Annotated in this window: 27 protein-coding genes and 1 tRNA gene; 20 read left to right on the top strand and 8 right to left on the bottom strand. The window is 64.1% G+C overall.

Features of this window, described 5'->3' with window-relative positions; all coding sequences use genetic code 11:
• Positions 1–3: 3 nt before the first annotated feature.
• Both Harman_RS12660 and Harman_RS12655 read right to left on the bottom strand, forming a co-directional pair.
• Positions 4–1,629, bottom strand: a complete 1,626-nt coding sequence (locus Harman_RS12660) for a phospholipase D-like domain-containing protein (RefSeq protein ID WP_137684157.1) — start codon at positions 1,627–1,629, stop codon at positions 4–6.
• A gap of 42 nt (positions 1,630–1,671) precedes the next feature.
• Positions 1,672–2,946, bottom strand: coding sequence for a HEAT repeat domain-containing protein (locus tag Harman_RS12655; protein WP_137684156.1), 1,275 nt, complete (start codon positions 2,944–2,946; stop codon positions 1,672–1,674).
• A 133-nt stretch (positions 2,947–3,079) separates the two neighbouring features.
• On the opposite strand from Harman_RS12655, the gene Harman_RS12650 reads away from it, so the two are divergent.
• The 14 genes from Harman_RS12650 (at position 3,080) to Harman_RS12585 (ending at position 16,710) form a co-directional block, all read left to right on the top strand.
• Complete coding sequence (locus Harman_RS12650) at positions 3,080–4,702, top strand: uracil-xanthine permease family protein (RefSeq protein ID WP_137684155.1); 1,623 nt, start codon at positions 3,080–3,082, stop codon at positions 4,700–4,702.
• Between the two features lie 2 nt (positions 4,703–4,704).
• The gene (locus tag Harman_RS12645; protein WP_137684154.1) at positions 4,705–5,124 is read left to right on the top strand and encodes a hypothetical protein; all 420 of its coding nucleotides are present in this window, start codon (positions 4,705–4,707) and stop codon (positions 5,122–5,124) included.
• A 46-nt stretch (positions 5,125–5,170) separates the two neighbouring features.
• Positions 5,171–5,821, top strand: a complete 651-nt coding sequence (locus tag Harman_RS12640; protein ID WP_137684153.1) for an AIR carboxylase family protein — start codon at positions 5,171–5,173, stop codon at positions 5,819–5,821.
• A gap of 159 nt (positions 5,822–5,980) precedes the next feature.
• Positions 5,981–6,394 (top strand): NADH-quinone oxidoreductase subunit A, encoded by a 414-nt coding sequence (locus Harman_RS12635; RefSeq protein ID WP_137684152.1) that lies wholly within the window; start codon positions 5,981–5,983, stop codon positions 6,392–6,394.
• Positions 6,387–7,079: an NADH-quinone oxidoreductase subunit B gene (locus Harman_RS12630; protein WP_137684151.1), complete on the top strand. Its 693-nt coding sequence runs from the start codon at positions 6,387–6,389 to the stop codon at positions 7,077–7,079. Before Harman_RS12635 ends, Harman_RS12630 begins: the two co-directional genes overlap by 8 nt.
• 3 nt (positions 7,080–7,082) lie before the next feature.
• Positions 7,083–8,765, top strand: a complete 1,683-nt coding sequence (locus tag Harman_RS12625; protein ID WP_137684150.1) for an NADH-quinone oxidoreductase subunit D — start codon at positions 7,083–7,085, stop codon at positions 8,763–8,765.
• On the top strand, positions 8,765–9,808 hold the full coding sequence (locus tag Harman_RS12620) for a complex I subunit 1/NuoH family protein (protein WP_137684149.1): 1,044 nt from the start codon (positions 8,765–8,767) through the stop codon (positions 9,806–9,808). The genes Harman_RS12625 and Harman_RS12620 overlap by 1 nt, the downstream gene beginning before the upstream one ends.
• 43 nt (positions 9,809–9,851) lie before the next feature.
• The gene (locus Harman_RS12615; protein WP_004518194.1) at positions 9,852–10,313 is read left to right on the top strand and encodes a NuoI/complex I 23 kDa subunit family protein; all 462 of its coding nucleotides are present in this window, start codon (positions 9,852–9,854) and stop codon (positions 10,311–10,313) included.
• A 246-nt stretch (positions 10,314–10,559) separates the two neighbouring features.
• Positions 10,560–10,829, top strand: a complete 270-nt coding sequence (locus tag Harman_RS12610) for an NADH-quinone oxidoreductase subunit J (RefSeq protein WP_004591678.1) — start codon at positions 10,560–10,562, stop codon at positions 10,827–10,829.
• Positions 10,826–11,224 (top strand): proton-conducting membrane transporter, encoded by a 399-nt coding sequence (locus Harman_RS12605; RefSeq protein WP_137684148.1) that lies wholly within the window; start codon positions 10,826–10,828, stop codon positions 11,222–11,224. Before Harman_RS12610 ends, Harman_RS12605 begins: the two co-directional genes overlap by 4 nt.
• The gene (gene nuoK / locus Harman_RS12600) at positions 11,221–11,523 is read left to right on the top strand and encodes an NADH-quinone oxidoreductase subunit NuoK (protein WP_004518191.1); all 303 of its coding nucleotides are present in this window, start codon (positions 11,221–11,223) and stop codon (positions 11,521–11,523) included. Before Harman_RS12605 ends, nuoK begins: the two co-directional genes overlap by 4 nt.
• A 3-nt stretch (positions 11,524–11,526) precedes the next feature.
• Positions 11,527–13,623: an NADH-quinone oxidoreductase subunit L gene (nuoL, locus tag Harman_RS12595; RefSeq protein WP_137684147.1), complete on the top strand. Its 2,097-nt coding sequence runs from the start codon at positions 11,527–11,529 to the stop codon at positions 13,621–13,623.
• Positions 13,624–15,159 carry a complex I subunit 4 family protein gene (locus Harman_RS12590; protein ID WP_137684146.1) on the top strand — a complete coding sequence of 512 codons (1,536 nt, stop codon included), beginning with the start codon at positions 13,624–13,626 and terminating at the stop codon, positions 15,157–15,159.
• Positions 15,160–16,710 carry an NADH-quinone oxidoreductase subunit N gene (locus tag Harman_RS12585; RefSeq protein WP_137684145.1) on the top strand — a complete coding sequence of 517 codons (1,551 nt, stop codon included), beginning with the start codon at positions 15,160–15,162 and terminating at the stop codon, positions 16,708–16,710. It abuts the gene before it with no gap.
• A gap of 52 nt (positions 16,711–16,762) precedes the next feature.
• On the opposite strand, the gene Harman_RS12580 is transcribed toward Harman_RS12585, so the two are convergent.
• Positions 16,763–17,710 (bottom strand): MBL fold metallo-hydrolase, encoded by a 948-nt coding sequence (locus Harman_RS12580; RefSeq protein WP_137684144.1) that lies wholly within the window; start codon positions 17,708–17,710, stop codon positions 16,763–16,765.
• 148 nt (positions 17,711–17,858) lie between these two features.
• Between Harman_RS12580 and Harman_RS12575 the strand changes: the two genes are divergently transcribed.
• From Harman_RS12575 to Harman_RS12555, 5 genes are all read left to right on the top strand, one after another.
• Positions 17,859–18,128 (top strand): DUF7553 family protein, encoded by a 270-nt coding sequence (locus Harman_RS12575; RefSeq protein ID WP_137684143.1) that lies wholly within the window; start codon positions 17,859–17,861, stop codon positions 18,126–18,128.
• 48 nt (positions 18,129–18,176) lie between these two features.
• A tRNA-Val gene (locus Harman_RS12570) sits at positions 18,177–18,251 on the top strand.
• 230 nt (positions 18,252–18,481) lie between these two features.
• Positions 18,482–19,231 (top strand): pirin family protein, encoded by a 750-nt coding sequence (locus tag Harman_RS12565; protein WP_137684142.1) that lies wholly within the window; start codon positions 18,482–18,484, stop codon positions 19,229–19,231.
• A 135-nt stretch (positions 19,232–19,366) separates the two neighbouring features.
• Positions 19,367–19,927 carry an NAD(P)/FAD-dependent oxidoreductase gene (locus Harman_RS12560; protein WP_137684141.1) on the top strand — a complete coding sequence of 187 codons (561 nt, stop codon included), beginning with the start codon at positions 19,367–19,369 and terminating at the stop codon, positions 19,925–19,927.
• A gap of 94 nt (positions 19,928–20,021) precedes the next feature.
• Positions 20,022–20,435 carry a DoxX family membrane protein gene (locus tag Harman_RS12555; protein ID WP_137684140.1) on the top strand — a complete coding sequence of 138 codons (414 nt, stop codon included), beginning with the start codon at positions 20,022–20,024 and terminating at the stop codon, positions 20,433–20,435.
• A 24-nt stretch (positions 20,436–20,459) separates the two neighbouring features.
• On the opposite strand, the gene Harman_RS12550 is transcribed toward Harman_RS12555, so the two are convergent.
• The 4 genes from Harman_RS12550 to Harman_RS12535 form a co-directional block, all read right to left on the bottom strand.
• On the bottom strand, positions 20,460–21,074 hold the full coding sequence (locus Harman_RS12550; RefSeq protein ID WP_137684139.1) for a TetR/AcrR family transcriptional regulator: 615 nt from the start codon (positions 21,072–21,074) through the stop codon (positions 20,460–20,462).
• Between the two features lie 94 nt (positions 21,075–21,168).
• Positions 21,169–21,519: a TRAM domain-containing protein gene (locus Harman_RS12545; RefSeq protein WP_137684138.1), complete on the bottom strand. Its 351-nt coding sequence runs from the start codon at positions 21,517–21,519 to the stop codon at positions 21,169–21,171.
• Between the two features lie 51 nt (positions 21,520–21,570).
• Positions 21,571–21,948, bottom strand: a complete 378-nt coding sequence (locus tag Harman_RS12540; RefSeq protein ID WP_137684137.1) for a hypothetical protein — start codon at positions 21,946–21,948, stop codon at positions 21,571–21,573.
• Positions 21,949–22,021: 73 nt separating this feature from the next.
• The gene (locus Harman_RS12535) at positions 22,022–23,263 is read right to left on the bottom strand and encodes a hypothetical protein (protein ID WP_137684136.1); all 1,242 of its coding nucleotides are present in this window, start codon (positions 23,261–23,263) and stop codon (positions 22,022–22,024) included.
• A 121-nt stretch (positions 23,264–23,384) separates the two neighbouring features.
• Between Harman_RS12535 and Harman_RS12530 the strand changes: the two genes are divergently transcribed.
• Entirely contained in the window at positions 23,385–23,828 is a 444-nt protein-coding gene (locus Harman_RS12530) for a DUF6653 family protein (protein ID WP_137684135.1), read from the top strand.
• Positions 23,829–23,918: 90 nt separating this feature from the next.
• Here the strand turns inward: Harman_RS12530 and Harman_RS12525 are convergent, their stop codons facing one another.
• Positions 23,919–24,965 carry a phytoene/squalene synthase family protein gene (locus Harman_RS12525; protein ID WP_200830892.1) on the bottom strand — a complete coding sequence of 349 codons (1,047 nt, stop codon included), beginning with the start codon at positions 24,963–24,965 and terminating at the stop codon, positions 23,919–23,921.
• Between the last annotated feature and the right edge of the window lie 89 nt (positions 24,966–25,054).

The raw sequence follows: 25,054 nt of genomic DNA, 5'->3' as shown, positions 1-25,054 counted from the left end.
ATTCTACCGCTCGAATACGAGCCGCCGAGCGGCGAGCCCGGCGACCACGAGGACGCCGAGCAGGGCCGCAAGCACGCCGACAGGTGTGTCGAACCCGCCGGCCTCCCAGTCAGCGTCGAAGACAGCTCCGAAGTAGTCCGCCGCGTCGCTGCCGTGCAGCACCAGCACGACCTCCCGGTTTTCGGTCGCCGCCTGCTCGTTCCAGTTGAGACTGCCGACGACGACGCGCTCGTCGTCGATGACGGCCCCCTTCGCGTGGATCTTCTCGTACCGGCCGTCGGGGTTTGCCACCGCCGCCGTCAGCGGCGCGTCGTTGCGCTCGGCCCACTCCTGAAACCGCTGTGCCGTCTGCGAGTTCTCCTCGCGGACGTACCATGCATCACTCAGAAGCAGACGGACCTCGACACCGCGGGATGCCGCTCGGCGGAGCGCTCGAAGCAGTGGGCTGTCCCAGCTTCCGACCGTGGGCTGGATAACATCGATAGATTCGTCGGCACCGTCTATCGTCTCGACGAGAACACCCTGCGCGTTGTCCGGAGTGACAAGCAGATCCGTCCGCCGGACAGACACCGACGCTGTCCGGTACTCACTCGGGTACGAGCCCGTCGCTGGCTCCCCTTGCTCGAACTGTCGGCCCTGCCGGTACTCCTGCCACCGCTCGCTGTCCTGCCACCCGGCATCGGTTCGGAACGTCTGATTCAGCCCGTCGACGACACGCGGCTGTGCCGTGATGACGCCCCAGCCGCGGCTGCTGTTGCCACCAGTGCCCGCGGGTTTCCAGTTCTCCGTCAGTACGACGGCCTGCTCGTCGGCGACGGCGTACTTCGCGTGGTGGTACCGGTATCTGGCGCGCGAGCCTGTCAGTACCCGAACCGAGACGCCGGCGTCGGTCAGCCGGTCGAGCGTGCGGGCTTCAGTGGCGGTGCGACTGCCGACCGGCTCACCTTCGAGAAGGACGCGGACCGTCGCACCGCGGCGCTGGGCAGCGATAAGAGCGTCGGCGACTCTGGCCGACGAGAGCGTGTAACCGGCCAGGTACACCCGATCGCTGGCGTTCCGTATCGGCCGGAGCGGGGCAGCAGGCGCGTCCGGTAGCGCGAACGCACGGACCTCGCCACCGGCGGCACGGACGACCGGGCGGTCCGTCGCGCCCAGCGGCCGCCAGCGGATGACCGACCCGTTCACGACGCCGAGTTCGCCCTCAACAGCGTCGGTGTACCGGACGGCGTCGACGGTCTGGTTGGCCCGCTGGAGTCGAACCCGCTCGCCGCCGTTTGCCAGCGCGAAGTGCCCGTCGAGGCCGACGACTGGCCGGTCGGTGAGTTTGCGCGTTCGGTTCGGTGCCGTCGAGAAGACGACCTGCCCGCGTGCGGTCGTATTTGGAACCCCGGCAGTGCTATCGCCGTCGGTGATAGCGTACTGTCCGATGTCGGTCCTGTCGGGAACGTCGAGAACGACGAACTCTCCGTCGTCGCCGCCGGCGACCGGGTCCGGATACACCGCGTGAATCGACGGATCACCGGGGGTACTGGCTGTTGTGGCGGGTGACGACACCTGACCAGTACCGATCTGCGGGGCTGTAGCGACGAGGACGAGCACGCAGCAGACGAGTGGAGCGAGCGACCGCATCGGGGCGTCTGGCCGCCCGTTCGTATAAAAACCTTCTCGGCTTCAGGGGCTCGCGGCCTTCTCGGCTTCGGCCTGGACGAGATACGCGCGGTCGTCGGTGTAGCGAGCAGCTTCATCGAGTGCCGTCTCGGTTCCGATCTGTCGGAGCGCCCACGCGGCGGAGGCGCGCACGGAGTCGCTGTCGTCGGATTCGAGCACGTCACTCAGCGGGTCGATAGCGCGGGTGTCACCGAGCAGGCCGAGCGCGCGGGCCGCGACCGAGCGGACTTCCTCGCTGTCGGCGTCGAGTCGGTTGGCGACCGGCTGGGCCGACTCCGCGCTGCCGATAGCGCCCAGCGCGCGCAGCGTGACCTTCTGGAGCGCGGGGTCGCCGTCGCCGTCGATGTAGTCGTGCAGCGTCTCGGTTGCGCGCTCGTCGCCGATCTTGCCCAGGACCTCGATTGGCCCTTTCTCGCGTTTCTGTGCCTTCTGATGCATCGCGTCGAAGGCCGGCTCGGCGTCGCTGCCGAGGTTGTAGAGGATGTCGACGATGTAGCCGTCGAAGAACTCCGACCCGAGCTTGTCGTAGGCGAACAGGACCTCCTCGAAGTTCCCGTTCTCGGCGTGGAGCTTCGCGGCGTTCCACTCCGGAGGGAAGTCCTTCCGGTTCTCGTTGGTCAACACGTCGTAGAACCCGCGGGCGTCCAGTTGCTCCTGGACAGTCAGGTCGTCCCAGACTTCGGCTTCATCGAGCCCCGTCTCTAGGGCTTCCGCCGCTTCGAGGAGGCCCTCGATGGTCTCCGTGTCCTCGTCGGGGTCGAGATCTGCTGCCTCGATCGCGTCAGCGACCGTGCCCAGCGCGTCCCCGGCAGCGACGAACTCGCCGCCCGTGTTGGCGTCGTGGTCGACGAACTCCGCGCTCGCGTCGAGGAACGTCTCGACGGCCTCCTGCGCATCGTCTTCGCCGTCGTCAGTCCACTCGCTGTCGGTGACAGTGTCCTGCGCGTCGGTGACGATGGTAACCACGTCCTCTGCGTAGGGGCCACGCTGTGCGTCGAGATCGTCACGGAGGTCCGAGAGCTGGGACTCCAGTTCCTCGCGCGGGTCCTCGGCTTCGTCGTCGTCCTCGTCGGGCTCGGGCAGGTCAGCGGCTTCGAGGTCGCTCTCGATGTCGTCGAGGGACGACTCCACGTCGTCGAGGTCGGCCTCCGTCTCTGCGGCCTCCAGGTCATCGCTGGCTTCTGTGAGACGCGATTCCAGTTCTTCGGCGGTCACGTCGATCTCGTCTGCTGCCTCGGCGTCGTCTGACGCGTCGGCATCGTCGTCCCCGTTGCTCATGTCCAAGTCTGTGTCGGAGCGGGCCAAGAGCGTTTTCCTTTCGAAGCGGGTCCGAACTGTCGCAGTGCTGTCGCTCGCTGGGCCAACGAGCAAAGAATATGTATCGGGAGTTGCAGTGCCACGGGTAGCGAGCATGACTGACGAGACACCGCCGGATGACGGCCAAAACGGTACCACACCGGAAGAACCGACGACCGCCGGCTTCGTCGAGTACGGCATCGACGACAAGCCGCCGCGAAAGCAGGCGATACTGCTCGGCGTCCAGCACTACCTGACCATGATCGGTGCGTCCGTGGCCATCCCGCTCGGACTCGCGGGCGCGATGGGGATGGTCGAGGCCGCGCCGGACCAGGTCGGCCGCCTCATCGGGACGTTTTTCGTCGTCTCCGGCATCGCGACGCTCGCCCAGACGACGCTCGGAAACCGATACCCAATCGTCCAGGGCGGGACGTTCTCCATGCTCGCACCCGGGCTGGCGATAATCGGCGTGCTCGCCCAGCAGGGTGCGGACTGGCAGACCATGCTCGTCGAGCTACAGGGGGCCGTCATCGTCGCCGGCATCGTCGAGGTGGTAATCGGCTACAGTGGTCTCATGGGGAAACTGAAGCGGTACGTCGGTCCGGTGGTCATCGCGCCGGTCATTGCGCTCATCGGACTGGCGCTGTTTAACGTCCCGGAGATAGCCAATCCGAACATGACCGACCCCGGGACCGGCCAGAACTGGTGGCTGCTCGGGCTGACAATGCTCTCGATTGTCGCGTGTTCGCAGTATCTCGACCGTCGCCACCGTGCGTTCAAGCTCTTTCCCGTTCTTCTGGGCATGCTGTTTGCGTGGAGTGTTGCGGCCATCCTCTCGGTCACCGGCGTCTTCGCCGCGGGCTCGGTCAGCTACGTCTCGCTCGGGTCGGTCACGAGCGCGCCGCTGGTCCAGCCCGTCTACCCGTTCCAGTGGGGGCTCCCGCAGTTCACGCCGGGGTTCATCGTCGGGATGTTCGCCGGGATGCTCGCCTCCGTTATCGAGAGCTTCGGCGACTACCACTCCGTCGCCCGCATCGCCGGCCGCGGCGCGCCGGGCGGCCGCCGAATCAACCACGGCATCGGCATGGAGGGTATCGGAAATATCTTCGCCGGCATCATGGGTACCGGCAACGGCTGTACCTCCTACACTGAGAACGTCGGTGCCATCGCTATCACCGGCGTCGCCTCCCGCTATGTCGTCCAGATCGGGGCCGTCGTGATGATTCTGGTCGGCTACTTCGGACCGGCGGGCCAGTTGTTCGCGACCATTCCCTCGCCGATCATCGGCGGCCTCTACATGGTCATGTTCGGACAGATCGCCGCCGTCGGCCTCTCACAGCTCAAGTACGTCGACCTTGATGCCAACCGGAACGTCTTCATCGTCGGCTTCGCGCTCTTTGCCGGCCTCGCAGTGCCGGAGTACATGAGCCAGCTTGGTCAGGGAATGGATGTTGGCGGCTCGACGGCGCTCCAGCAGGGTCTGGCGGTCGTCCCAGCACTCGGCGGCGTTCTCGGGACTGATGTCGTCGCGACCACGCTGTTTGTCATGGGCGGCACCGGGATGGTTGTCGGCGGCATCGTCGCCTTCATCCTCGACAACACCGTGCCCGGGACCCGCGAGGAGCGCGGTCTCGCGGCCTGGGCCGCGCTCACGGAGGACGACAGCGAATACGTCTCAGCGATAGACCGCATCCGCGGGCGCGGCGGCGACCGTCCGCCCGCCGTGAGCGACGACTGACCGTGGACGACGATAGCGACAGCGCGACTGCAGACACCGCGCCTGTTAACACCGAGCGGTACACCGGCAGACTCCGAACCGGCGGAACTGTCGTCCTCGGTGCTGACCGACTGGTAGTTGACCGCGGCGACGGGCCACTGGTCGTCGACCTTGACGACGTGGTCGAGGTCAGTCTGCAGGACATCGACTGGTTTCTCGCAGTGATGAGCGCCGCGCTGGTCGGGTTCGGCCTGCTGTCGCTCGATCGGTCTGTCCTGCTCGGCGGGGCCTTCGCTGTCGCCGGCGCAGTCAGCCTCGCGCTCACGTACCGCAAGCGGAACGCGCTCAGGATACAGGTCACCGGCCGTACTGACCCTCTCAAATGCTTCCCCGCAGAACCACAGACGCTGCTTGCCGAACTGGAATCGGCGCTGGCCAACTAATCGGAAACCGCCCACACTTACGCCGGTCCCGGTTCCAGTCGGTCGTATGCCCGCAGACAGCGTCCAGTCGCTCATCGACCAGTTGCACGAAGAGGCCGAGATGGACCGACCGAACGACCTGACGCCCGACGTCGGCATCATCATGGGCTCGGATTCGGACCTGCCGACGATGGCCGGCGGGCAAGGCAAGCGGCCCGGGGCCTACGCGGCGCTCGCCGACGAACTCGGCTTCGAGGAGCAGACCGACTACACCGACGCGCCCGAGAGCCGCTTCACGTTCGAGACGTTCGTCTGCTCGGCCCATCGGACGCCCGAATTGATGTACGCGTATGCAGAGACGGCTGCCGACCGCGGCATCGACGTGATAATCGCCGGTGCCGGCGGTAAATCCGCAGACCTGCCGAACATGACTGCCAGCATCGCCTACCCCCTGCCGGTCATCGGCGTTCCGGTCCAGGAGAAGTCCGTCGACTCTGTCATCGGGATGCCACAGGGCGCGCCCCTCACCGCGGTCGATGCCGGCAAGTCGTTCAACGCCGCGCTGTCGGCGGCCCAGATTCTCGCGCGACAGTATGACGACCTCCGTGACCGCCTCGTCTCGTATCACGAGGGCCTCCAGACTGAGGTCGGCGAGGTGTCGCGTGACCTCCACGAGCTCGGGACGCCGGGATTCAAAGACGAGTACTGGGAGGAGTAACGGACGAGAGTGTCAAACTCCACAGGAAATATAGGAGACATAGTGACACTTCCCGGCTGCTGTATCGTCGGCTCTTAAACGACCCACAGGGCCGAAAAACCGAACAATGAACCCTTATATGCGAGTACTTCTAACCGGCAGACGATAGGAGATACCGGAATGAGTAATCCATGGATCGCCATCGGCGCGCTCGCGGTCGTGGCGCTAGCCATCCCACTGACGATGATGGCAGTTTCGAGCCTCTTGCGGCCCAGCGTGCCGGAACAAGGCAAACGCACCACCTACGAGTCCGGTGAAGTGCCGACTGGCAGCAGCCAGCAGATCAAGTTTAATATCCAGTACTACATGGTCGCGCTGCTGTTCGTCGTCTTCGACATCGAGACCGTCCTCATCTTCCCGTGGACGGTCATCTACAGCGACGCAGTCGCTGAAGTCGGGATGACCAAGGCACTGCTGCCGATGGTCGCATTCATCGGCATTCTCGTCGTCGGTCTCGGATGGGCGTGGCGTAACGGCGCAGTCCAGTGGGTGCGCAGTCCGCGCGCCACGAAGGGGGCAGACACATATGAGTAGTGACCAGACACCACCGGCCGTCGAAGACGTATCGACACAGGAGGCCCGCATGGGTGACGGGGCCGACGACCGCTTCAACTCGACGCTTCGCGAGGCGTTCGGATCGACGCCGTTCATCCTGACCAAGTTCGACAAGTTCATGAACTGGGTCAGGGGGTCGTCGATGTTCATGCTGCAGTTCGGCATCGCCTGCTGTAGCATCGAGATGATCCACACCTACGCGATCAAACACGACCTCGACCGCTTCGGGTCAGGGGTCCCACGCGCGTCCCCGCGCCAGGCGGACGTTATCATCGTCCCGGGGACCATCGTCTCGAAGTTCGCGCCGCGGATGAAGCGCGTCTACGACCAGATGCCCGAGCCGAAGTTCGTCGTCTCGATGGGGTCGTGTACCATTTCCGGCGGGCCGTTCCAGGAAGGGTACAACGTCATCAAGGGCGCAGAGGAGGTCATCCCGGTCGACATCCACGTTCCGGGCTGTCCGCCCCGTCCCGAAGCGCTCATCTATGGCGTCGCCAAGCTGCAAGAGCGCATCGCCGAGGGCGAGTCCTCGCCGGTGACGGTCAAACCCTACGAACTGGAGCAGTTCGGCGACCTCGAACAGGACGAGCTCGTGGACAAACTCGCCAGCGAGATCGACGAGGACGACCTCGTCATGCGGTACAACTGGAACAACTCTCCCTAACCCATGAGTTTAGAGAAACCATCACGCGATACGGCGCTCGATGTCGGCGTAACAGAGGACGGCCTCGATTACGACGCGCTCGCGGACCTGCTCGGGGGCCACGTCCTCGACCGCGAACAGCACGTCAACGCCGAGGGGTTCGTCATCCGTCCCGACGAGGTTCAGGAAGTCCTCTCGACGCTGAAAGAGGAGGCCGGCTTCGACCACTGCTCCTGTGTCACTGCACAGGAGTACGACGACCGGTACGAATCGATCTACCACCTGCGAAAGTACAACGACCCGACACAGGAGCTGTCGATCATCGTCCCGTCGCCGAAAGACGACCCGCACAACGAGTCGGCTGCTCGCGTCTACGACACCGCGGACTGGCACGAGCGGGAGGCCTACGACCTCGTCGGCATTGACTACGACGACCACCCGGACCTGCGGCGCATCCTCCTGCCCGAGACGTGGCAGGGCCATCCGCTGAGTCAGGACTACAACCAGGACCAGCCACAGATCGTCTCCCTGCGCGAGCACGCGAACCCGCTGGACGAGGACAAGCGTAGCGAAGACGACCCGGACACGATGTTCGTCAACATCGGTCCACACCACCCCGCAACTCACGGCGTGCTCCACGTCGAGACGGTGCTTGACGGCGAGCAGATCGCCGACATCGAACCCGATATCGGCTACCTGCACCGCTGTGAGGAGCAGATGTGCCAGCAGGGTACCTACCGCCACCAGATCATGCCGTACCCGGACCGCTGGGACTACATTTCCGCTGGTATCCTCAACGAGTGGGCGTACGCGCGCGCTGCCGAGGATCTCGCCGACATCGAGGTCCCCGAGTACGCGCAGGTCATCCGGACGATGTCCGCGGAGATGTGCCGGATCGCCTCGCACGAGCTCGCGCTGGCGACGTTCGCGCTGGACGTGTTCGGCGACTTCACCGCCGTCTTCCAGTACGGCATCCGCGACCGCGAGATCGTCCAGAACCTGCTTGAGGATCTGACCGGCCAGCGGCTGATGTTCAACTATCTTCGACTTGGCGGGGTCGCCTGGGACCTCCCCGAACCCCGCGAGGAGTACTTCGAGAAGATCCGCGACTTCCTCGATGACCTCCCACACAAGCTCGAAGAGATTCACGACTTGGTCACCGGCAACGAGATCTTCCAGATGCGGTGTGTCGACACCGGCGTCCTCTCGAAGGACCAGGTCAAGCAGTACGGCGCGACTGGCCCAGTCGCACGTGGCTCGGGCGTCGACTACGACCTCCGGCGGGACGACCCCTACGGCTACTACGACGAACTCGACTGGAACGTCGTCACCGAAGAGGGCGGCGACAACTTCAGCCGCGTCCTCGTTCGGCTCCGCGAGGTCGAGGAGTCGGCCCGCATCATCGAACAGTGTGTCGACCTGCTGGAGCAGTGGCCGGAAGACGACCGCGAGATTCAGGCCAACGTCCCACGGACGCTCCGACCGGAGCCCGACAAGGAGATCTACCGCTCCGTCGAGGGCGCGAAGGGCGAACTCGGCATCTACATCCGCTCGGACGGGACGGACAAGCCGGCCCGATTCAAGATCCGCAGCCCGTGCTTCTCGAACCTGCAGACGCTGCCGGAGATGTCCCAGGGCGAGTACATCCCTGACATGATCGCCTCGCTCGGGAGCCTCGACATCGTGCTCGGGGAGGTGGACCGGTAATGCAGTCGGCGCCGTTACCCGAAACGCTCGCGAACCTGCTTAGGCTCGATCCCAACAGCACGGTCGTGATGATCGTGACGAGCCTCATCGGAGCCGCGCTCATCGGGACGCTCATGATGACGAACACGGCGCTTGCCGGTCCGTGGGCAAAACGGAAGATTACCGCCGCGTTCACTGACCGCATCGCCGTCGACCGGATCGGCCCGTACGGGCTGTTCATTATCGTGGCCGACGCCGTTCGCCTGCTGTCGAAGGAACTCATTGTTCCCGAAGGCGTCGACCGGCCGGCCTGGGACCTCGCGCCGCTCGTTATTGCCAGCACCGCATTGCTTGGCTTTGCCGTAATCCCGATGGGCAACGGCATCCAACTCGCTGACCCCGAGGTCGGCCTGGCATACGTGTTCGCAACGGCCTCGATGGCCTCTGTCGGCCTCGTGATGGCCGGATACGCGTCGAACAACAAGTACTCGTTCCTCGGCGGTCTGCGCGCGGTCGCACAGAACCTCGCCTACGAGATCCCGCTCATCCTGACGGGCGCGTCGGTGGTCATCTTCGCCGGCTCGCTCCAGATGAGCGAGATCGTCGCGGCCCAGCAGCAGTCCCTGATCGGCCCGCTGCCGTCGTGGTACGCGTTCGTGAACCCGTTCGCGTTCGTCCTCTTTATGATCGCGAACCTCGCGGAGGTCGGCCGGAACCCGTTCGACATTCCGGAAGCGCCGACTGAGATCGTCGCTGGCTACCAGACCGAGTACTCCTCGGTCTACTTCGTCCTCATCTACCTCGGGGAGTTCATCCACATCTTCCTCGGCGGGGCGATTATCGCCACGATCTTCCTCGGCGGCCCAGCCGGTCCGGTCCTGCCGGGCATCGTCTGGTTCCTCATCAAGATCTGGGGCGTCTTCCTGTTCACGCAGTGGGCTCGTTCGGCAGTGCCCCGTGTCCGGATCGACCAGCTCATCGAGATCGGCTGGAAGGGGATGCTGGTGCTCTCGCTTGCGAACCTGCTGCTGACCGCAGTTATCGTCGGGGTGACCGTCCAATGACGGCTACATGCACCATCCGACGAGCGACCGGAGGTGACCTCTCATGATTGGAATCCTGAAATCAATGGCGACGACGATGAAACACGCCCTCGACGGGGAGACGTTCACGGTGGAATACCCGGATGTCGCCCCCGAGGTGAGCCCCCGTTTCCGCGGCGTCCACAAGTGGAGCCAGGAGCGGTGTATCTGGTGTCGGCAGTGCGAGAACGTCTGCCCGAACAACACCATTCAGATCGTGATGGACGAACAGCGCAACGGCGAGCAGTACAACCTCCACATCGGCCAGTGTATCTACTGCCGGCTGTGTGAGGAGGTCTGTCCGACCGACGCCATCCTGCTGACCCAGAACTTCGAGTTCACGGCGGACACGAAAGACGAGTTCGCCTACGACAAAGAGCAACTCAAGAACGTGCCGTGGTACAAGGACATCGACCCGCTGGAGTCCCGTGAACCCGATCGGGGCGCATGGATCGGCGAAGGCGACGGCGAAGTCGACTACCAGTAACTGCGTCGGATACGTTTCGGCTGGGTCGTGGTACGGACGAACGCGCGGATCTGTTTCTCGATTGCCCGTAGGTCTACAGCACCTCGCACGCGTGCAAGTCCCTGCGACACACAGCACGGGTGACACATATTCGGCTGTGGACTGATACGCCCCCAGAATCGGGGGGTCATACCGGCAAACAGTGGCTCTACTGGCGAGACGAAAGAGGAATCTTCAAAGGGACGCCGCAAAGAGTCTCCAAGTAAGATGGCACTGGCAGAGTCAATTGCGTTCGCGCTGTTCGCTATGGTAACGGTGGGCAGCGCTGCGGGCGTCGTGTTAGTCCGGGACGTCTGGCACTCGGCGCTGTTACTGGGCGTGTCACTGGTCAGCGTCGCAGTGTTCTACGTAATGAACCAGGCGGCGTTCGTCGCAACGATGCAGATCCTGGTGTACGTCGGCGGCGTCCTCGTCCTCATCACCTTCGCGGTGATGTTGACCCGTGAGGACGAGTCGGTGATCGAGGTGACACCATGACCAACAAACCAGAACTGCAAACGGAGGGGAGTTTCGTCGCTGGACTGGCCGCAATCGCCCTGTTCGTCGTCCTCGGCGCGGTGTTCGTGGGCGCCTCGTTTCCGACGCCGGCAGGGTTCGGCGAGGGCGCGGCGATAACGAAGAGCCTCGGGGCGGCAATGTTCAATATCGATCCCAGCGTGATTATGGGCGAAGGAGAGACAGCCGTCCCCGGTGAAGGCTTCCTCGTCGCCTTGGAGATTATCGATATCGTCCTCGTGGCAGCCCTCGTCGGGGCCGTCATGCTCGCCCGACGAGAGGTCGCCGGCGAGTCAGTAACGCTCGGTGTGGAAACCACGGACGACGACGACATGGCCGTTGCCGCTGACGGTGGTCCCGGAGGTGACGACTCGTGATTCCGGCCGAGACGTACCTCTTGCTGTCGGCCGCCATATTCTGTATCGGCCTGTTCGGCATCCTCACGCGACGGAACGCGCTCATCTTCCTGATGTCCGTCGAGCTGATGCTGAACGCTGCGAACATCAATCTCGTCGCGTTCTCGCTCCAGCACGGGAACCTCACCGGCCAGGTGTTCAGCCTGTTCACGATGGCACTCGCCGCCGCGGAAGTCGCCATCGGCATCGGTATCATCCTGGTCCTGTACCGCAACTTCACAGACGTGGACGTGACGAAGGCGACGACGATGAGGTGGTAACAGATGGCTGCATTCACATACGCTCCGGCGATTGTCCTGCTGCCGTTCGTATCGTTCCTCGTCGCGCTATTTGCCGGCGACCGCATGCCGAAAGGCGGCGCGCTCGCTGGTATCACCGCGACGGGCGGGTCACTCCTGCTATCGATCTGGGTCGCGCTGACGGTGGCCGGCGGTTCAGTCCACAACGAGATACTGTACCAGTGGACCACGAGCGTCGAATCGCTCCAGCTTAACTTCGGACTCCTGCTGGACCCGCTGTCGGCGCTCATGCTGCTTATCGTCTGTCTCATCTCGTTCCTCGTCCACATCTTCTCGCTTGGCTACATGAACGACGAGGGCGAGACCGGCCTCCCGCGCTATTACGCCGGCCTCGGCCTGTTCACGGCGAGCATGCTCGGGTTCGTCGTCGCCAACAATCTCCTGATGGCGTTCATGTTCTTCGAGCTGGTGGGCCTGTGTTCGTACCTGCTCATCGGCTTCTGGTTCCGCGAGGACGGCCCGCCAAGCGCCGCGAAGAAGGCGTTCCTGGTCACCCGCTTCGGTGACTACTTCTTCCTCATCGGCGTCGTCGGCATCTTCGCCACCTTCGGGACCGGCCTGTTCGCCCCGATCACAGAAGGCGGCGAAGTCGTCGCCGAGAGCTTCCCGATGCTGGCCGAACATGCCATCGTCGACGGCGAAGTCGAAGGCATCGCAATGCTTGAGACGGTCGGCATGGGCCCACAGGCCTGGTTCACCGTGCTCGGCCTCCTCGTGCTGGGCGGCGTCATCGGCAAGTCCGCACAGTTCCCGCTGCACACGTGGCTGCCCGACGCGATGGAAGGCCCGACGCCGGTTTCGGCGCTTATCCACGCAGCGACGATGGTCGCGGCCGGTGTCTACCTGGTCGCACGCATGTACGGCTTCTATGCAATCTCTCCGACGGCACTCGCCGTTATCGCGCTCGTCGGTGGCTTCACCGCACTGTTCGCGGCGACGATGGGCCTGGTCAAACAGGAAATCAAGCAGGTTCTGGCGTACTCGACGATCTCACAGTACGGGTACATGATGCTCGCGCTGGGGTCGGGTGGCTACATCGCCGCGGTCTTCCACCTGACGACCCACGCCGTGTTCAAGGCGCTACTGTTCCTCGGCGCGGGGTCGGTCATCATCGCTATGCACCACAACGAGAACATGTGGGACATGGGCGGTCTGAAAGACCGGATGCCGGTGACCTACTGGACGTTCCTCGCTGGCTCGCTCGCACTGGCCGGCATCGTTCCCTTCGCCGGCTTCTGGTCGAAAGACGAGGTGCTGTACGAGGCGCTCATCCACGGCTTTGGGACCGAGGGCGGCCTCGGAACGGCCTACCTCGCCGCGTACGCCATGGGCCTGCTGGCCGTGTTCTTCACCGGCTTCTACACCTTCCGGATGGTGTACCTGACCTTCCACGGTGACGCGCGCTCGGACACCGCACGCGACCCCGAGCCCGTCCACTGGAACGTCAAGGGCCCGCTGACGGTGCTTGGCATCCTCGCAACGACCATCGGCTTCATCAACATGGCCCCGGTCGCGAAGCTCACCGGTGCCCACATCGACTTCCTCCACAAGTGGCTGACCGGCCCCGAAGAAGGCGGCTGGCCGGCCCTCCTCTCGACGGACCTGCACCATTACGAGGAACTGCTGCACGAGGTGCCCCACGTCGACCCGGCCTATCCGCTGGGCGGTGAAATCGGCACACTGCTGGCTTCGGCGGCTGTCTCGCTCGGGCTGGCACTCGCCGGCGTGCTCGTCGCGCGGAGTCTCTACGGCGGTGCCGACCCGGTCGAGCACACGGACAAACTCGGTGGTCTGAAGACGCTACTCATGCACAACTACTACCAGGACGAGTATCAGGTGTGGCTCGCGACGGGTGTCACCCACCCGCTCGCGCGTGCGATGGACAAGTTCGATCAGGGCGTCGTCGACGGCGTCGTCAACGGCGTCTCCAGCGTGAGCCTGTTCGGCGGCAGCCGCATCCGACGCATCCAGTCCGGCGTCGTCAGCAACTACGCGACACTACTGACGCTTGGACTCGTGCTCTTGCTTGCCGCCTTCGGCATCATGGGAGGGTGGTTCTGAATGTGGGTCGCTGCACTCCTGCTGGTGACCCTGCTCGGAACCGGCGTCGTGTTCCTCTCTCCCGATAAGTACGCCGGGAAGCTCGCGGCTGCGATTAGTGTGATCCCGGCGCTTGGCAGCCTCTACATGTACTGGGTGTACCTCACACAGTACGGCGGCACGGGCAACGCCTTGCTGTCGCCCGCCGATATCGCCTTCAGCCAGCAGATCCCATGGCTGACGCTGGGCGAACTAGAAGTGTCGTACTTCGTCGGCCTCGACGGCATTAGCATGCCGCTGCTGGCGCTGACGACAGTACTGACGACGCTCGCCATCGTCTCGGCGTGGACGCCAATCGACGAGCGACAGTCCCAGTTCTACGGACTAATGTTGTTCATGGAAGTGAGCCTCATCGGCGTGTTCTCCGCGCTCGATTTCTTCCTCTGGTTCGTCTTCTGGGAGGGCGTCCTCATCCCGATGTACCTGCTCATCGGTGTCTGGGGCGGCCCGCGCCGGAAGTACGCCGCGATCAAGTTCTTCGTCTACACGAACGTGGCGTCGCTGGTCATGTTCGCGGGCCTGTTCGCGCTCGTGTTCAGCACTGACCTCACGTCGCTGTCCCTGCCTGCGATGGCCGAGGCGTTCCGCACCGCGAGCGGCCTGCCGACCATCGCCGGGGTGAACCTGATGACGATTTCGTTCATCCTGATGTTCTTCGGGTTCGCGGTGAAGGTGCCCGTCTTCCCGCTGCACACGTGGCTGCCGGACGCCCACGTCGAGGCCCCGACGCCGGTGTCGGTCATGCTGGCCGGCGTCCTCCTGAAGATGGGGACCTACGCACTGCTGCGGTTCAACTTCACGATGCTCGCTGACACAGCGCGACAACTCGCGGTTCCGCTGGCAATCATCGGCGTCGTCAGCGTCATCTACGGCGCGATGCTCGCGCTCGCACAGCGTGACCTCAAGCGCATCGTCGCTTACTCCTCGATTTCCTCAATGGGCTATGTCATCCTGGGCCTGGTCGCGTTCACGCCCTACGGTATGGGCGGGGCGACCTTCCAGATGATCGCTCACGGCCTCATCTCGGGGCTGATGTTCATGTGCGTCGGCGTCATCTACAACACGACGCACACGCGGATGGTCGGTGACATGTCCGGGCTGGCGGACCGGATGCCCTGGACGGTCGGCATCTTCGTCGCCGCCGCCTTCGGCTACATGGGCCTGCCGCTGATGGCCGGCTTCGCCGGAGAGTACTTCATCTTCCAGGGTTCGTTCGACGCGCCCACGCTCGGCGGGGCCGCGCCGGTGCTCACGTCGCTGGCGATGTTCGGCATCGTCATCGTCGCCGGCTACCTGCTGTGGGCCATGCAGCGCACGTTGTTCGGGGCCTTCAGCCTGGAAACCGACTACGAGGTCGGCCCGGCTGCGCTCCACGACGTTGCGCCCCTGGCAGTGTTGCTGCTGCTGGTCATCGCACTCGGTGTCGCACCAGACATCTCCTTTGGAATGATAACGGACTCGATTTCACCGGTTCTCGAACTCGGAGGTGGTGCATAGATGGTCGCACTCCCTGACTGGATGGCACTCGCCCCGGCACTGTCGCTGGGCCTTGCCTCTCTAGTGTTGCTGCTCGCTGACTCCATCGACCCGGATACGACGAACACGGGTGCCATCGCCGGCATCTCGGTCGTCGGCTCCCTGGTTTCCTTCGGGTTCGCCGGCTGGTTTATCTCCGCCGGCACCGGGATCGCCGACAGCACCGGCGTCGCGCTGTTCAACAACCAGCTCGTCGTCGACCAGATGGCCCTGTTCTTCATGGCTATCGTCGCCAGCGTCACCACGCTGGTCGTCCTCGCGAGCTACGACTACGTTGCCGAACACAGCTACCAGGCGGAGTTCTTCGCGCTGGTCCTGCTGTCCGCGACCGGGATGAGTCTCCTGAGCGCGGCCAACAGCCTGGCATCGGCCTTCGTCGCACTGGAACTGGTGTCGCTGCCGTCGTACGCGCTCGTCGCCTTCCTCAAGGAGAACAAGGGCAGCGTCGAGGCCGGACTGAAGTACTTCCTCATCGGCGCGGTGTCCTCGGCGGTGCTGGCCTACGGCATCTCGCTGGTGTACGCCGCGACGGGTGTCCTCCGGTTCGACGGCATCGCGACGGCCATCTCCAGCGGGACGGTCCAGACCATCGTCAACGGGTCGATACAGGCACAGGCCGGTGACCCCGCCGTTCCGATGGCCATACTCGGCGTCGGTATCCTGATGATTATCGGCGGCGTCGCGTTCAAGACCGCCGCCGTGCCGTTCCACTTCTGGGCACCGGAGGCCTACGAGGGCGCACCGGCCCCGATTTCGGCGTTCCTCTCCTCGGCGTCGAAGGCCGCCGGCTTCGTGCTGGCGTTCCGTGTCTTCGCCGTCGCGTTCCCCATCGGTGACCTGCTTGCCACCGGCGGCGCGATCAACTGGGTGATGGCGTTCCAGATTCTCGCCATCGCGACGATGTTCATCGGGAACTTCGCCGCCGCGACCCAGGAGACGGTCAAGCGGATGCTGGCCTACTCCAGTGTCGGCCACGCCGGCTACGTCCTCATCGGGCTCGCCGCCGTGTCCAGTTCCGGCGAGGGGCTGAGCCTCAGTATGAGTGCCGGCATGTCCCACCTGATGGTGTATGGCTTCATGAACACGGGCGCGTTCCTGTTCATCGCGCTGGCGGAGTACTGGGGCGTTGGCCGCACCTTCGAGGACTACAACGGGCTCGCAAAGGAGGCACCGATTGCCTGCGCGGCGATGACGGTGTTCCTCTTTAGCCTCGCCGGCCTGCCGATCGGCGGCGGCTTCTTCTCGAAGTTCTACCTGTTCTCGGCGACGCTTGAAGTCGGTGCGTGGTCGCTGGCCGCCGCGCTCATCATCAACAGCGCGCTCAGCCTGTTCTACTACTCCCGTGTCGTCAAGGCGATGTGGATCGAGGAGCCAAACGGCAGTCAGACTATCGAATCCTATCCGATGGGGCTGTACACCGCTGTCGTCGGTGCTGCTATCGTAACGGTGCTCCTGCTGCCCGGCTTCGGCCGCGTCTACGACGTTGCGTTCCAGGCCGCGCAGTTGTTGTAAGCACGATCTGACGCGTCGGTTTCCTTTTTCACACGCTCACATAGAGCGGACTTTACGCCGACTCGTAGACGAACACGCCACCGCTCTCGCGGTTCTCGACGCGTCCAGTGGCTTCAAGCACGTCCAAGTGGCCGACGGCCTCGCTCATCCCGGCAAAGTACTCCGTGGCCGGGAGGTCGCCAAACAGCGCCGTCATCACGTCGCTCGGTGTCGTCGCGCCGCCGGAGACGATGTCGGCGACCTCCGCAGTGCGCTGGTCGTGTTCCGCGAGGATGTCGTCGATACGCTCCTGTGGCGACTCGACCGGCTCGCGGTGGCCGGTGAGAAACCGGTCGTGGCCCTGCTCGCGCAGCCACCGGAGCGAGTCGTTAAACGCCGGCAACACCCGCGGGCGCGTCCCGCTGTCGTCGGGTATCTGGAGGAACGGATTCGGCGTGATATCGCCAAGCACGTTGTCACCGACGAGCGCTTCGCGGTGGCCCTGGGAGTCGTACGAAAAAATGATTTCGCCCGCGGCGTGCCCGTCGACAGTGTCGACCGTGAGTTCGGTATCGTCGACGGTCACGGCGTCTCCCGCGTCCAGCACGCGGTCGGTGTCAACACTCTGGGCGTAGGGCAGGAACGCCTCGGGCAACTGCGTCACCGTCTCAGCAGTCTCCCGAGAGACCCCACAGCGCTCGAAGAAATCCGCGAAGTACGACTGCTCGGCGTGGAGTTGCGCCGCGAAATCAGTCATTATCTCCGCCGCCGGTCCGCTGGCGAGGACGCGTGCGCCCCGCTCGGCGAAGCGGTTCGCCATGCCGAAATGGTCCGGGTGTGGGTGTGTGACCAGAACTTGTTCGATGTCACCCGGCGAGAGTTCGCGGGCCTCAAGCGTCTCGACCAGGCGCGACCACGCTTCCTCGCTGTCAGGTCCCGGATCGACGAGCGTTCGCCGCGCGATATATGCGTTGACTGCCCCGACCTGGAACGGCGTCGGAATCGACACCCGTGTGAACATGTCTCCCCGTTGCAGGTGGCGGCGCAAAACAGTTCGTACCCGCCCGGCACGTTTATCATCGTGGCCGCTCGCCGTCCCTCGATTAGCCGCGGTTTTTCATTGTTTTCCGGGCACAAGAGATATATTCGTCCTTCGCGTAGGGACAGATATGAACAAACACTTCGAAGACGCACGATACTACCTGAAACGCGCCGGCAAGACCGCCACGAAAGGCGTGAAAGAAGAACTCGAACCGGTCGAGGAGCGGTTCCGCGAACTCACCGGCAAGGAAGCGGAGCCAGAACCCAGCCGACTGGAGGCTGTCAAGGCCGACCTAAAAGAACTGCAGGAGAAGGCCGAAGGCGAGGCTGAGGAAGCGATCGCTGACGCCCGCGGGAAGATCGGCGACTACCGCGGCAAGGAAGAGACGGAAGCGTAGTCGGAAAGCAATTCTTAAGGGATGCGCTCGAATAGAGTCGAGTGCATCGGGTTGGTGATCTAGTTCGGTTATGATACCTCCTTCACACGGAGGAAGTCGGCGGTTCGAATCCGCCCCAACCCATCCGCTCGCTGCACGCTTTTGAAGGATAGTCCCACTGTAGTAGGCGACCCTGTCTACACTGTATCTACGCCGAAAGAGCAGTAGCGTGAGGCAGTTGCCCGTCTGCAAGGCTGGACTACTTCCGCTGTCACAGATTCGCTCCCGGTGAGAAAAGTGCCACCGAATCAGGGCCGGAGATCAGTCGCACTTCACTCCCGATAGTTTTTACCGCTCGGTAAACAAGGAGAGGTATGACCGAGAACGAGTCACGGGCGTCGGCTGACGGGCCGATTTCCGGCGAGATGGTCCAGCACGGAACGGGCGTGAACTCGAACCGTGCGTTTCCCACGGATAGCTATCCGAACAACTTGGATCCGTTCGTCCTGTTCGAGCAGTTCTATATCGACCCCGACAAGGGGTTTCCGATGCATCCCCACCGGGGGTTCGAGATCGTCTCGTACATGATCGAGGGCGGCATGGAGCACGAGGACTCGCTCGGCGTCACAAACACCGCTTACGAGAACGACGCGATGCGAATCACGACCGGGAGCGGGATCCGTCACTCCGAGTTCCCCGCGGACGGACAGGCCTGTACCGGACTGCAACTCTGGGTGAATCTGCCACAGGCGGAGAAAGACGCGGACCCGGACTACGTCGATGCGACAGCCGACGAACTGCCCACGGCGGAACGTGGCGGCGCGACAGTCACGACGGTTATCGGCGACGGGTCGCCAATTAGCCTCTATACGCCGATGGAGTATCTGGACGTGTCCGTGGCCGACGCGTGGACGTGGTCGGTGCCCGAGGAGTGGTCGGGATTCCTCTATGGTGTCGCCGGCGATGGAACGGTCGAGGGGCAGTCGTTCGCCGCTGGCGATGTAGTGCCAGTCACCGACGCGCAGTCCCTGACACTACGGAGTGATGAGTCGCTTCGTGTGGTCGCCGTCTCGGGACGCCCACACGGGGAGCCGATTCGACAGCGCGGGCCGTACGTTCTGTAAATTGGCGGCGTCAACTGGCTCCGAGTCCGTGTGAACGAGCTGGCTGACAATCGGCCGTCCGTCTCTGTTTCTGCAATCCGGGCGATATTTTACCATATGGTAAGACTCTTTTATACGCGGTCCATGCTGTGACACATGGCAGATGTAGCAGTTGTCGGCGGCGGTCCCGCCGGCTTGAGTGCGGCACAGTACGCGGCGAAAAACGACCTCGAAACGATTGCCTTCGACACCGACGAGTCTTGGATGCACAAGGCGCACCTGTTCAACTACCCCGCTGTGCGGTCCATCAGCGGTGAGGAGTTCCTCACTATTGCTCGCGGGCAGGCCCGCGACCGAGGTGCGACGCTGCACGAGGCGGAAGTCACCGACATCGAACAGACCGACGACGGGTTCGTCCTGTCGACGGACGACGACGAGTACGCCGCGGACTACGTCGTCCTCGCAACGGGTGGCGACCGCAGTCTCGCGGAAGACCTCGGCTGTGAATTCACCGATGAGGATGTCGTCGACGTGACTGTCGACATGGAAACGTCGGTCGAGAACGTGTACGCGACCGGGGCCATGGGACGAGCGGAGAAGTGGCAGGCCGTCATCGCGGCCGGCGACGGCGCAGCCGCCGTGCTCGACATCCTCTCGAAGGAGAAAGGCGAGTACTACCACGACTTCGACATGCCGTCGGACGTACCGGAACTCTAACCACGCGGTCACCATCTACTATTCCAATGAACTCCACTAGTCCCCAGATCCGTTCCGTTGAAAGCTATCGTACAGTCTCGGTGGTGAGCGCCTGATGGCACCCGAACTCAACGTCGTGTTGCTCGTCGTCGGCCGCGTCCTCTTCGGTGGCGTGCTCGCGTACACCGGGCTGAGCCACTTCACGCAGACTGAACAGATGGCCGGTTACGCCGAGTACAAGGGCCTCCCCGCGCCGAAGCTCTCCGTCCTCGCGTCCGGCGGCCTCCTCATCCTCGGCGGGATCGGTGTGACCGTGGGGGTCTTCCCCGTCGTCGCGGCGGTCGCCCTCGCGGTGTTCCTGGTCGTCTCAGCCGTTGCGATGCACGACTTCTGGGCCGTGCCGGACGAGGACCGACAGGACGAGCTGAACAGCTTCCTGAAGAACGTGACGCTCGCTGGCGGCGCGCTCGTCGTCGCAGCATCCGCTACCGGCACGTGGGCGCTCAGTGTCGGTATCAGTCCCGTCTAACGCTGTTTTACGGCCGCTACTTCGCTACTGCGGCGGGTACAGCGAGTCGAGAATGAAATCGTCGATGGCTCGCTTGGCTTCCGCGGGGGCGTCCTCGTGCCCGAGGGCGATCCGCCGACCCCGAGCCGCGTGAATCACGTCGGTGATGAGCTGGCCCATCAGTTCGGCGTCGACATCGCGAAACGTCCCCTGCTCGATGCCCTCTTCGATAGCCGCGACGATACTTTCCCGGAGCCGGTCGTAGTGTTCGTTGAACAGTTCCCGGTGTTCATCGTCGTTCTGGGCGTAGGCGTACAACTCGTGGTACACTTTCATTCGGTCCCAGTGCGAGAAGTCGTCGAACTCCGGGCCGAACAGGCAGCGGTCGATGCGCGTATCCAGCTCGGATCGGGGGTCGGTTTCGTCGTCGACTTCGACGCTGCCCTCGTACTGGTCGATAATATACTCCAGAAACGAGGAGATGAGATCGTACTTGCCGTCGTAGTGATAGTGAATCACCTGCCGGGACATGTCCATCTCCTCGCCGATGTCCCGGACCCGCAAATCCTTGTACCCGTGCTTGCTCAGCGCTCGAAACGTGGCCTCCATAATCACGTCGCGAGTGTCCTGTTTCGCACCCGCCCCATCCGATTCGCTCATTGTGACTGTCTTATCGGGGTGGACACATATCCGTTTCTCCATGGCCATCGGGACTGTCGGGGTGCCGTGTGTCCCAGTTCCCTGCTGTAACCGCTCAGGCGCGCTCAACGAACCGGGCGTCAGCGGAAGTGTGGTCTCTGTTGAACGACAGTACCTTCGCCCGGATCACGTCACCGGCTGACACTGACGACGGCACGTCCTCGGTGAACAGGACGAATCCCTCGACTTTCCCGACGGCCACGCGGTCGCCGGAGTGGTGGTCGGTGAACTCACTGATACCGAACTCGTATGTCTCGCCGAGTTCGACCGGTGGCTCTCGCTCCTGTGCGGCCTCATGAGCGCGTTTCGACGCGTTGCTGTCCGAGGTCCGCCGGTTCACTGCGAATGCCAGCACGAGGCCCACAGCGAGGGCGGCCCCGCCGGCGGCGAGCCAGATTGGTTCCATGCACGGGATTGCAGCACGGACGGATTAATAGCTTTCAGAGTCCGTCGACGCTCACAGACCGAGTCGGTCCCGGAGGCCGCCACCCGAGCCGGAATCCCCGTCATCAGCGTCCCACTCCGTCGGGAGTTCGGCCGCGAGCGACGCGACCTCGTCGTCGCTGTAGCGAGGATCATCCGTCGCGTCGTCCAGCCAGGTCGCCCACTCCTCGGCGGTCATCCGACCCTGCGAATCGACCTCCCACTGATCGACGAGCGCCTCGCGGTCCTGAAACGGGATGTCCATGCCGCTGTCGCCCCAGTACAGCGGCGAGAGCGCGAACTCGTGGGTGTCGCTCTCCAGCCAGACGAGCCGATAGGGATAGTCGTTGTAGCAGAACACGTCGTCCGGTGAGACGACATCGCCGTTGGGGAGTTCCAGGGTTCGGGGCATTGTGCTACTGTAGGGGCTACCGAGGCTTCAGGGTTATGCGTCGGTAGAAAGACAACGAACCAATCCGGCGTCGCTACGCGAGCGGGTCACTCAGCGCCCACTCGTCGCGCTCGGGGTCGAGATTGGATGGCTCCGCGCCGCGGTCGGTCACAATACCGGCGTGGTAGTAAATCGCCTTCAACTGGAAGACAGTAGGGGAGTGGTAGACGCTGCCGTCAGTGAGTTCCGAGCGGCGGAGGTCGCCGTCGCCGGTCAGTACCCGCTGGCGAACAGCCTCGTCGCCGCGGAGGAACAGTTCGACGGTGAACTCGGGGTGGAGCGCGTGGAGGTACTCGACGAACTCGACCAGTGACGGGGAGCCGTAGCCGTCCCGGTGGCAGGCGTAGAGTCCGTCGACGAGCAACTCCGTGGCCGGGTAGTCAGAGACCACGCGGCGGACGAGCTGACCCCACTGCGGTGCGATATCGATGAACCGCTTGCGGGAGCGCTGCCAGTCCTCGAACCGACGCAAGGCGGCGTCGAGGTCGCCGACCGTCCGGAGTGCGAAGCGGACGACTTCCCGGCCCAGCGGCGTCAGCGTGAGCGAACCCTGGCCGGTATCGACGAGGTTCAGGAACTGCGCCCCGGCGAGAGCGCCGTCGACGGCCCCGACGACGTGAGTGGCGAGCAGGTCTCGCGTGTCGCCGTCGTGGTGGACGGCCAGCGGCACCGCGATGTAGTTCTTCGGATGGTTGAGCCCGAAGTTCTGGTCGGCGACGCCCTGGGCGCTGGCCTGGAACCGGATAGCCGAGGCGGCGTCCATCGAGCCGTGGCCGACCACGCGGGGCTGTTCGAGCACTGCAACCGTGCCATCGCGTTCGACGCCCAGGACGCCGACGTTCAGTTCACGGGCCATCGTCCGCGCGGCGGTGGAGATACCGCTCCGAGGTGCGGTCAGGAAGGCGACGTTGGCCTCGTTGAGCCGGTCGTAGGCCTGGACGACGCCGCGCTCGGCATCGACGGCACCGTTTTCAGTGTACCCCTTCGCCTCGACGGCGATCAGCGGCGGCCGGTCGCCGAGCCGGTCGACGGACAGCAGGTCCGTCGAGAGCGTCTGCACGCCCACGAGGTCGGGATAGCCCGTCCCGACCCGGACGTGGTTGAACGGCGCGAGCGTCGCCTGCACGCTCGCCTCGATTGGCGTCTCGTCCAGCCAGCGCTGCTGTGCGAACTGTGTGTCCGCGACGACGTAGGCGTCCTCGCGGTCCGCGAACAGCCGGTCTTTCGTCCGGGCGAGTACCCGTGGCTCGGAGAGCCCCGACGCCGCTGTGGCCATAGGCGGCGTTCACACAGGGCGGACATGAGTGTTCTGTCCCCGGACGAACAGATCCGGGCAGGTGCTCTGGGCCACAGCGCCCGGCGGCAGTGTTATACTTTGACACGATTGATAGATAGACATGACAGTACCGCTACCGGACAGCGTCCGGGACTGGTTCTGGGCCCGCCATTCGAATCCAAAGAGCGGCTGGTCGCGGGTGCCGACCGGCGCGGTCATCGTGTACGCGGTGTATCAGCGGCGCTGGCGGCTCCTGGCCGCAGCCCTCCTGTGGACGGTCATCAATCCGGTCCTGTTCGCGCCGCCGGACACCGAGGACGCCTGGATGACCCGCGCCGTGCTGGCAGAGCGGTGGTGGCTCGGGGAGCAGGACAACGGAACACTGGGACTTGACCACCCAAACGTCTACAACACCGGCGGCGCGCTGGCATCGGTTGTCGCACTGTGGGCGGCCTGGCGTCGTCGCCCGGGCGTCGCGACGGCCGGCACGCTGGCGATGGTCGGATTGAAACTTCAGTGGCTCAGGAAGATTGTGCAGCGATACGACGCGCGTGACGCGGCGTGACCTGCGGGTGCGGAGAGAGGGACACGTCCGGGTGGGAGTCGACGTGACTCCGGCCGCGGACGAACGCAGAAGGGAATGTCTCGGTCGTCGTCAGTACTCGTGGAGCGGCTGCTTTCGGATCTTGGCCCGTAACTCCCCAATCGAGGGGTCTCCGTCACCGCCAAACTGCTGTGTCACGGAGTGAACCTCCTCGCGGGAGATCTTGACGTTGCCCTGCTCGATAACGTCTGCGGGCCGCTCGCGGAGTTCGCGGATCGTTCCGACGGCAAGCAGGAACGGAATCGCCCACGCCGAGAGGGTGTTCCCGCGAGTCTCGGGCATCGCTTCGAGCCACGCCTGGGCATCGTCGAGGTAGCTCTCTGCGCGCTCGGTGACCTGCTCGATGACCGGGACCAGCGACTCGACGTTGTCGGTGTCGCTCACGTCGCTGTGGTCCAGGCCCTGTTCGTGGAGCAGTTCAAGCGGGAGATAGACGTTGTTCTCCTCCTCCATGTCCGTCGCGGCGTCTTTGGCGACGTTGACGAGCTGGAGCAGGAGGGCAAACGAGCGGGCGTTTTCCTCCATCTGAGCCACCTGCTCGTCGGTGGCCTCGTGGGAGACCAGCCCGGTCACCAGCGTCCCGACGGTGCCAGCGGCGTACCAGCAGTACTCTTCGAGTTCGTCGAGGGTCTTGATTCGCAGTCCGCCGGCGTCGGCGTAGCGGTCGACGAACATCGCCATCCCGTCGACGAGTTCCCGGACCGGCCCGCGAATCGCCTGTGTGGAGTGGTCATCGAGGGTGTGAAACACGTCGACGATGCGGCCCGCATTCTCGACAACTTCCCAGTCCGCGTCCGTCGTCGCGGGAATCCACTCTTCAACGGCGTCGTGAAACGACGAGACGGTCGTCCCGCTGGAGGGTTCGAGCGAGCGGCTGTACGTCTGCAGAAGTTCGGTCTGTACCGCTGGAGGGAGGTGACCGGCGTCCTCGACCGTGTCAGCCACACGGCAGAGCAGATAGCCCAGACAGATGTCCCGGGCCATCGGTTCGTTGAGTTCCGAAATCGTGAGACTAAACGTCCGCGACACACGATGGACGGCATCGTAGCACCACTCGATGTCTTCCGAAGACGACCGGTCTGTGTGGTTCTGAGACATTCCCGACATCCGGGGTAGGGCATACGATGATAAAAATGGGACGGCTACGGCGTCGGCGTCAAGACCAGTCACGGCTTGGCGTTTCGACA

This window comes from Haloarcula mannanilytica (genome assembly GCF_005406125.1).
GTDB classification, from domain to species: Archaea; Halobacteriota; Halobacteria; order Halobacteriales; family Haloarculaceae; genus Haloarcula; species Haloarcula mannanilytica.
This window is presented reverse-complemented; position numbering and strand designations above follow the sequence as displayed.

What these genes read in the sequence shown, in the direction of transcription:
- Harman_RS12660 (WP_137684157.1), bottom strand. Translation starts at nt 1,629, where the DNA reads ATGCGGTCGCTCGCTCCACTCGTCTGCTGCGTGCTCGTCCTCGTCGCT.
- Harman_RS12655 (WP_137684156.1), bottom strand. Translation starts at nt 2,946, where the DNA reads ATGAGCAACGGGGACGACGATGCCGACGCGTCAGACGACGCCGAGGCA.
- Harman_RS12650 (WP_137684155.1), top strand. Translation starts at nt 3,080, where the DNA reads ATGACTGACGAGACACCGCCGGATGACGGCCAAAACGGTACCACACCG.
- Harman_RS12640 (WP_137684153.1), top strand. Translation starts at nt 5,171, where the DNA reads ATGCCCGCAGACAGCGTCCAGTCGCTCATCGACCAGTTGCACGAAGAG.
- Harman_RS12635 (WP_137684152.1), top strand. Translation starts at nt 5,981, where the DNA reads ATGAGTAATCCATGGATCGCCATCGGCGCGCTCGCGGTCGTGGCGCTA.
- Harman_RS12630 (WP_137684151.1), top strand. Translation starts at nt 6,387, where the DNA reads ATGAGTAGTGACCAGACACCACCGGCCGTCGAAGACGTATCGACACAG.
- Harman_RS12625 (WP_137684150.1), top strand. Translation starts at nt 7,083, where the DNA reads ATGAGTTTAGAGAAACCATCACGCGATACGGCGCTCGATGTCGGCGTA.
- Harman_RS12620 (WP_137684149.1), top strand. Translation starts at nt 8,765, where the DNA reads ATGCAGTCGGCGCCGTTACCCGAAACGCTCGCGAACCTGCTTAGGCTC.
- Harman_RS12615 (WP_004518194.1), top strand. Translation starts at nt 9,852, where the DNA reads ATGATTGGAATCCTGAAATCAATGGCGACGACGATGAAACACGCCCTC.
- Harman_RS12610 (WP_004591678.1), top strand. Translation starts at nt 10,560, where the DNA reads ATGGCACTGGCAGAGTCAATTGCGTTCGCGCTGTTCGCTATGGTAACG.
- Harman_RS12605 (WP_137684148.1), top strand. Translation starts at nt 10,826, where the DNA reads ATGACCAACAAACCAGAACTGCAAACGGAGGGGAGTTTCGTCGCTGGA.
- nuoL (WP_137684147.1), top strand. Translation starts at nt 11,527, where the DNA reads ATGGCTGCATTCACATACGCTCCGGCGATTGTCCTGCTGCCGTTCGTA.
- Harman_RS12590 (WP_137684146.1), top strand. Translation starts at nt 13,624, where the DNA reads ATGTGGGTCGCTGCACTCCTGCTGGTGACCCTGCTCGGAACCGGCGTC.
- Harman_RS12585 (WP_137684145.1), top strand. Translation starts at nt 15,160, where the DNA reads ATGGTCGCACTCCCTGACTGGATGGCACTCGCCCCGGCACTGTCGCTG.
- Harman_RS12580 (WP_137684144.1), bottom strand. Translation starts at nt 17,710, where the DNA reads ATGTTCACACGGGTGTCGATTCCGACGCCGTTCCAGGTCGGGGCAGTC.
- Harman_RS12575 (WP_137684143.1), top strand. Translation starts at nt 17,859, where the DNA reads ATGAACAAACACTTCGAAGACGCACGATACTACCTGAAACGCGCCGGC.
- Harman_RS12565 (WP_137684142.1), top strand. Translation starts at nt 18,482, where the DNA reads ATGACCGAGAACGAGTCACGGGCGTCGGCTGACGGGCCGATTTCCGGC.
- Harman_RS12560 (WP_137684141.1), top strand. Translation starts at nt 19,367, where the DNA reads ATGGCAGATGTAGCAGTTGTCGGCGGCGGTCCCGCCGGCTTGAGTGCG.
- Harman_RS12555 (WP_137684140.1), top strand. Translation starts at nt 20,022, where the DNA reads ATGGCACCCGAACTCAACGTCGTGTTGCTCGTCGTCGGCCGCGTCCTC.
- Harman_RS12550 (WP_137684139.1), bottom strand. Translation starts at nt 21,074, where the DNA reads ATGAGCGAATCGGATGGGGCGGGTGCGAAACAGGACACTCGCGACGTG.
- Harman_RS12545 (WP_137684138.1), bottom strand. Translation starts at nt 21,519, where the DNA reads ATGGAACCAATCTGGCTCGCCGCCGGCGGGGCCGCCCTCGCTGTGGGC.
- Harman_RS12540 (WP_137684137.1), bottom strand. Translation starts at nt 21,948, where the DNA reads ATGCCCCGAACCCTGGAACTCCCCAACGGCGATGTCGTCTCACCGGAC.
- Harman_RS12535 (WP_137684136.1), bottom strand. Translation starts at nt 23,263, where the DNA reads ATGGCCACAGCGGCGTCGGGGCTCTCCGAGCCACGGGTACTCGCCCGG.
- Harman_RS12530 (WP_137684135.1), top strand. Translation starts at nt 23,385, where the DNA reads ATGACAGTACCGCTACCGGACAGCGTCCGGGACTGGTTCTGGGCCCGC.
- Harman_RS12525 (WP_200830892.1), bottom strand. Translation starts at nt 24,965, where the DNA reads ATGTCTCAGAACCACACAGACCGGTCGTCTTCGGAAGACATCGAGTGG.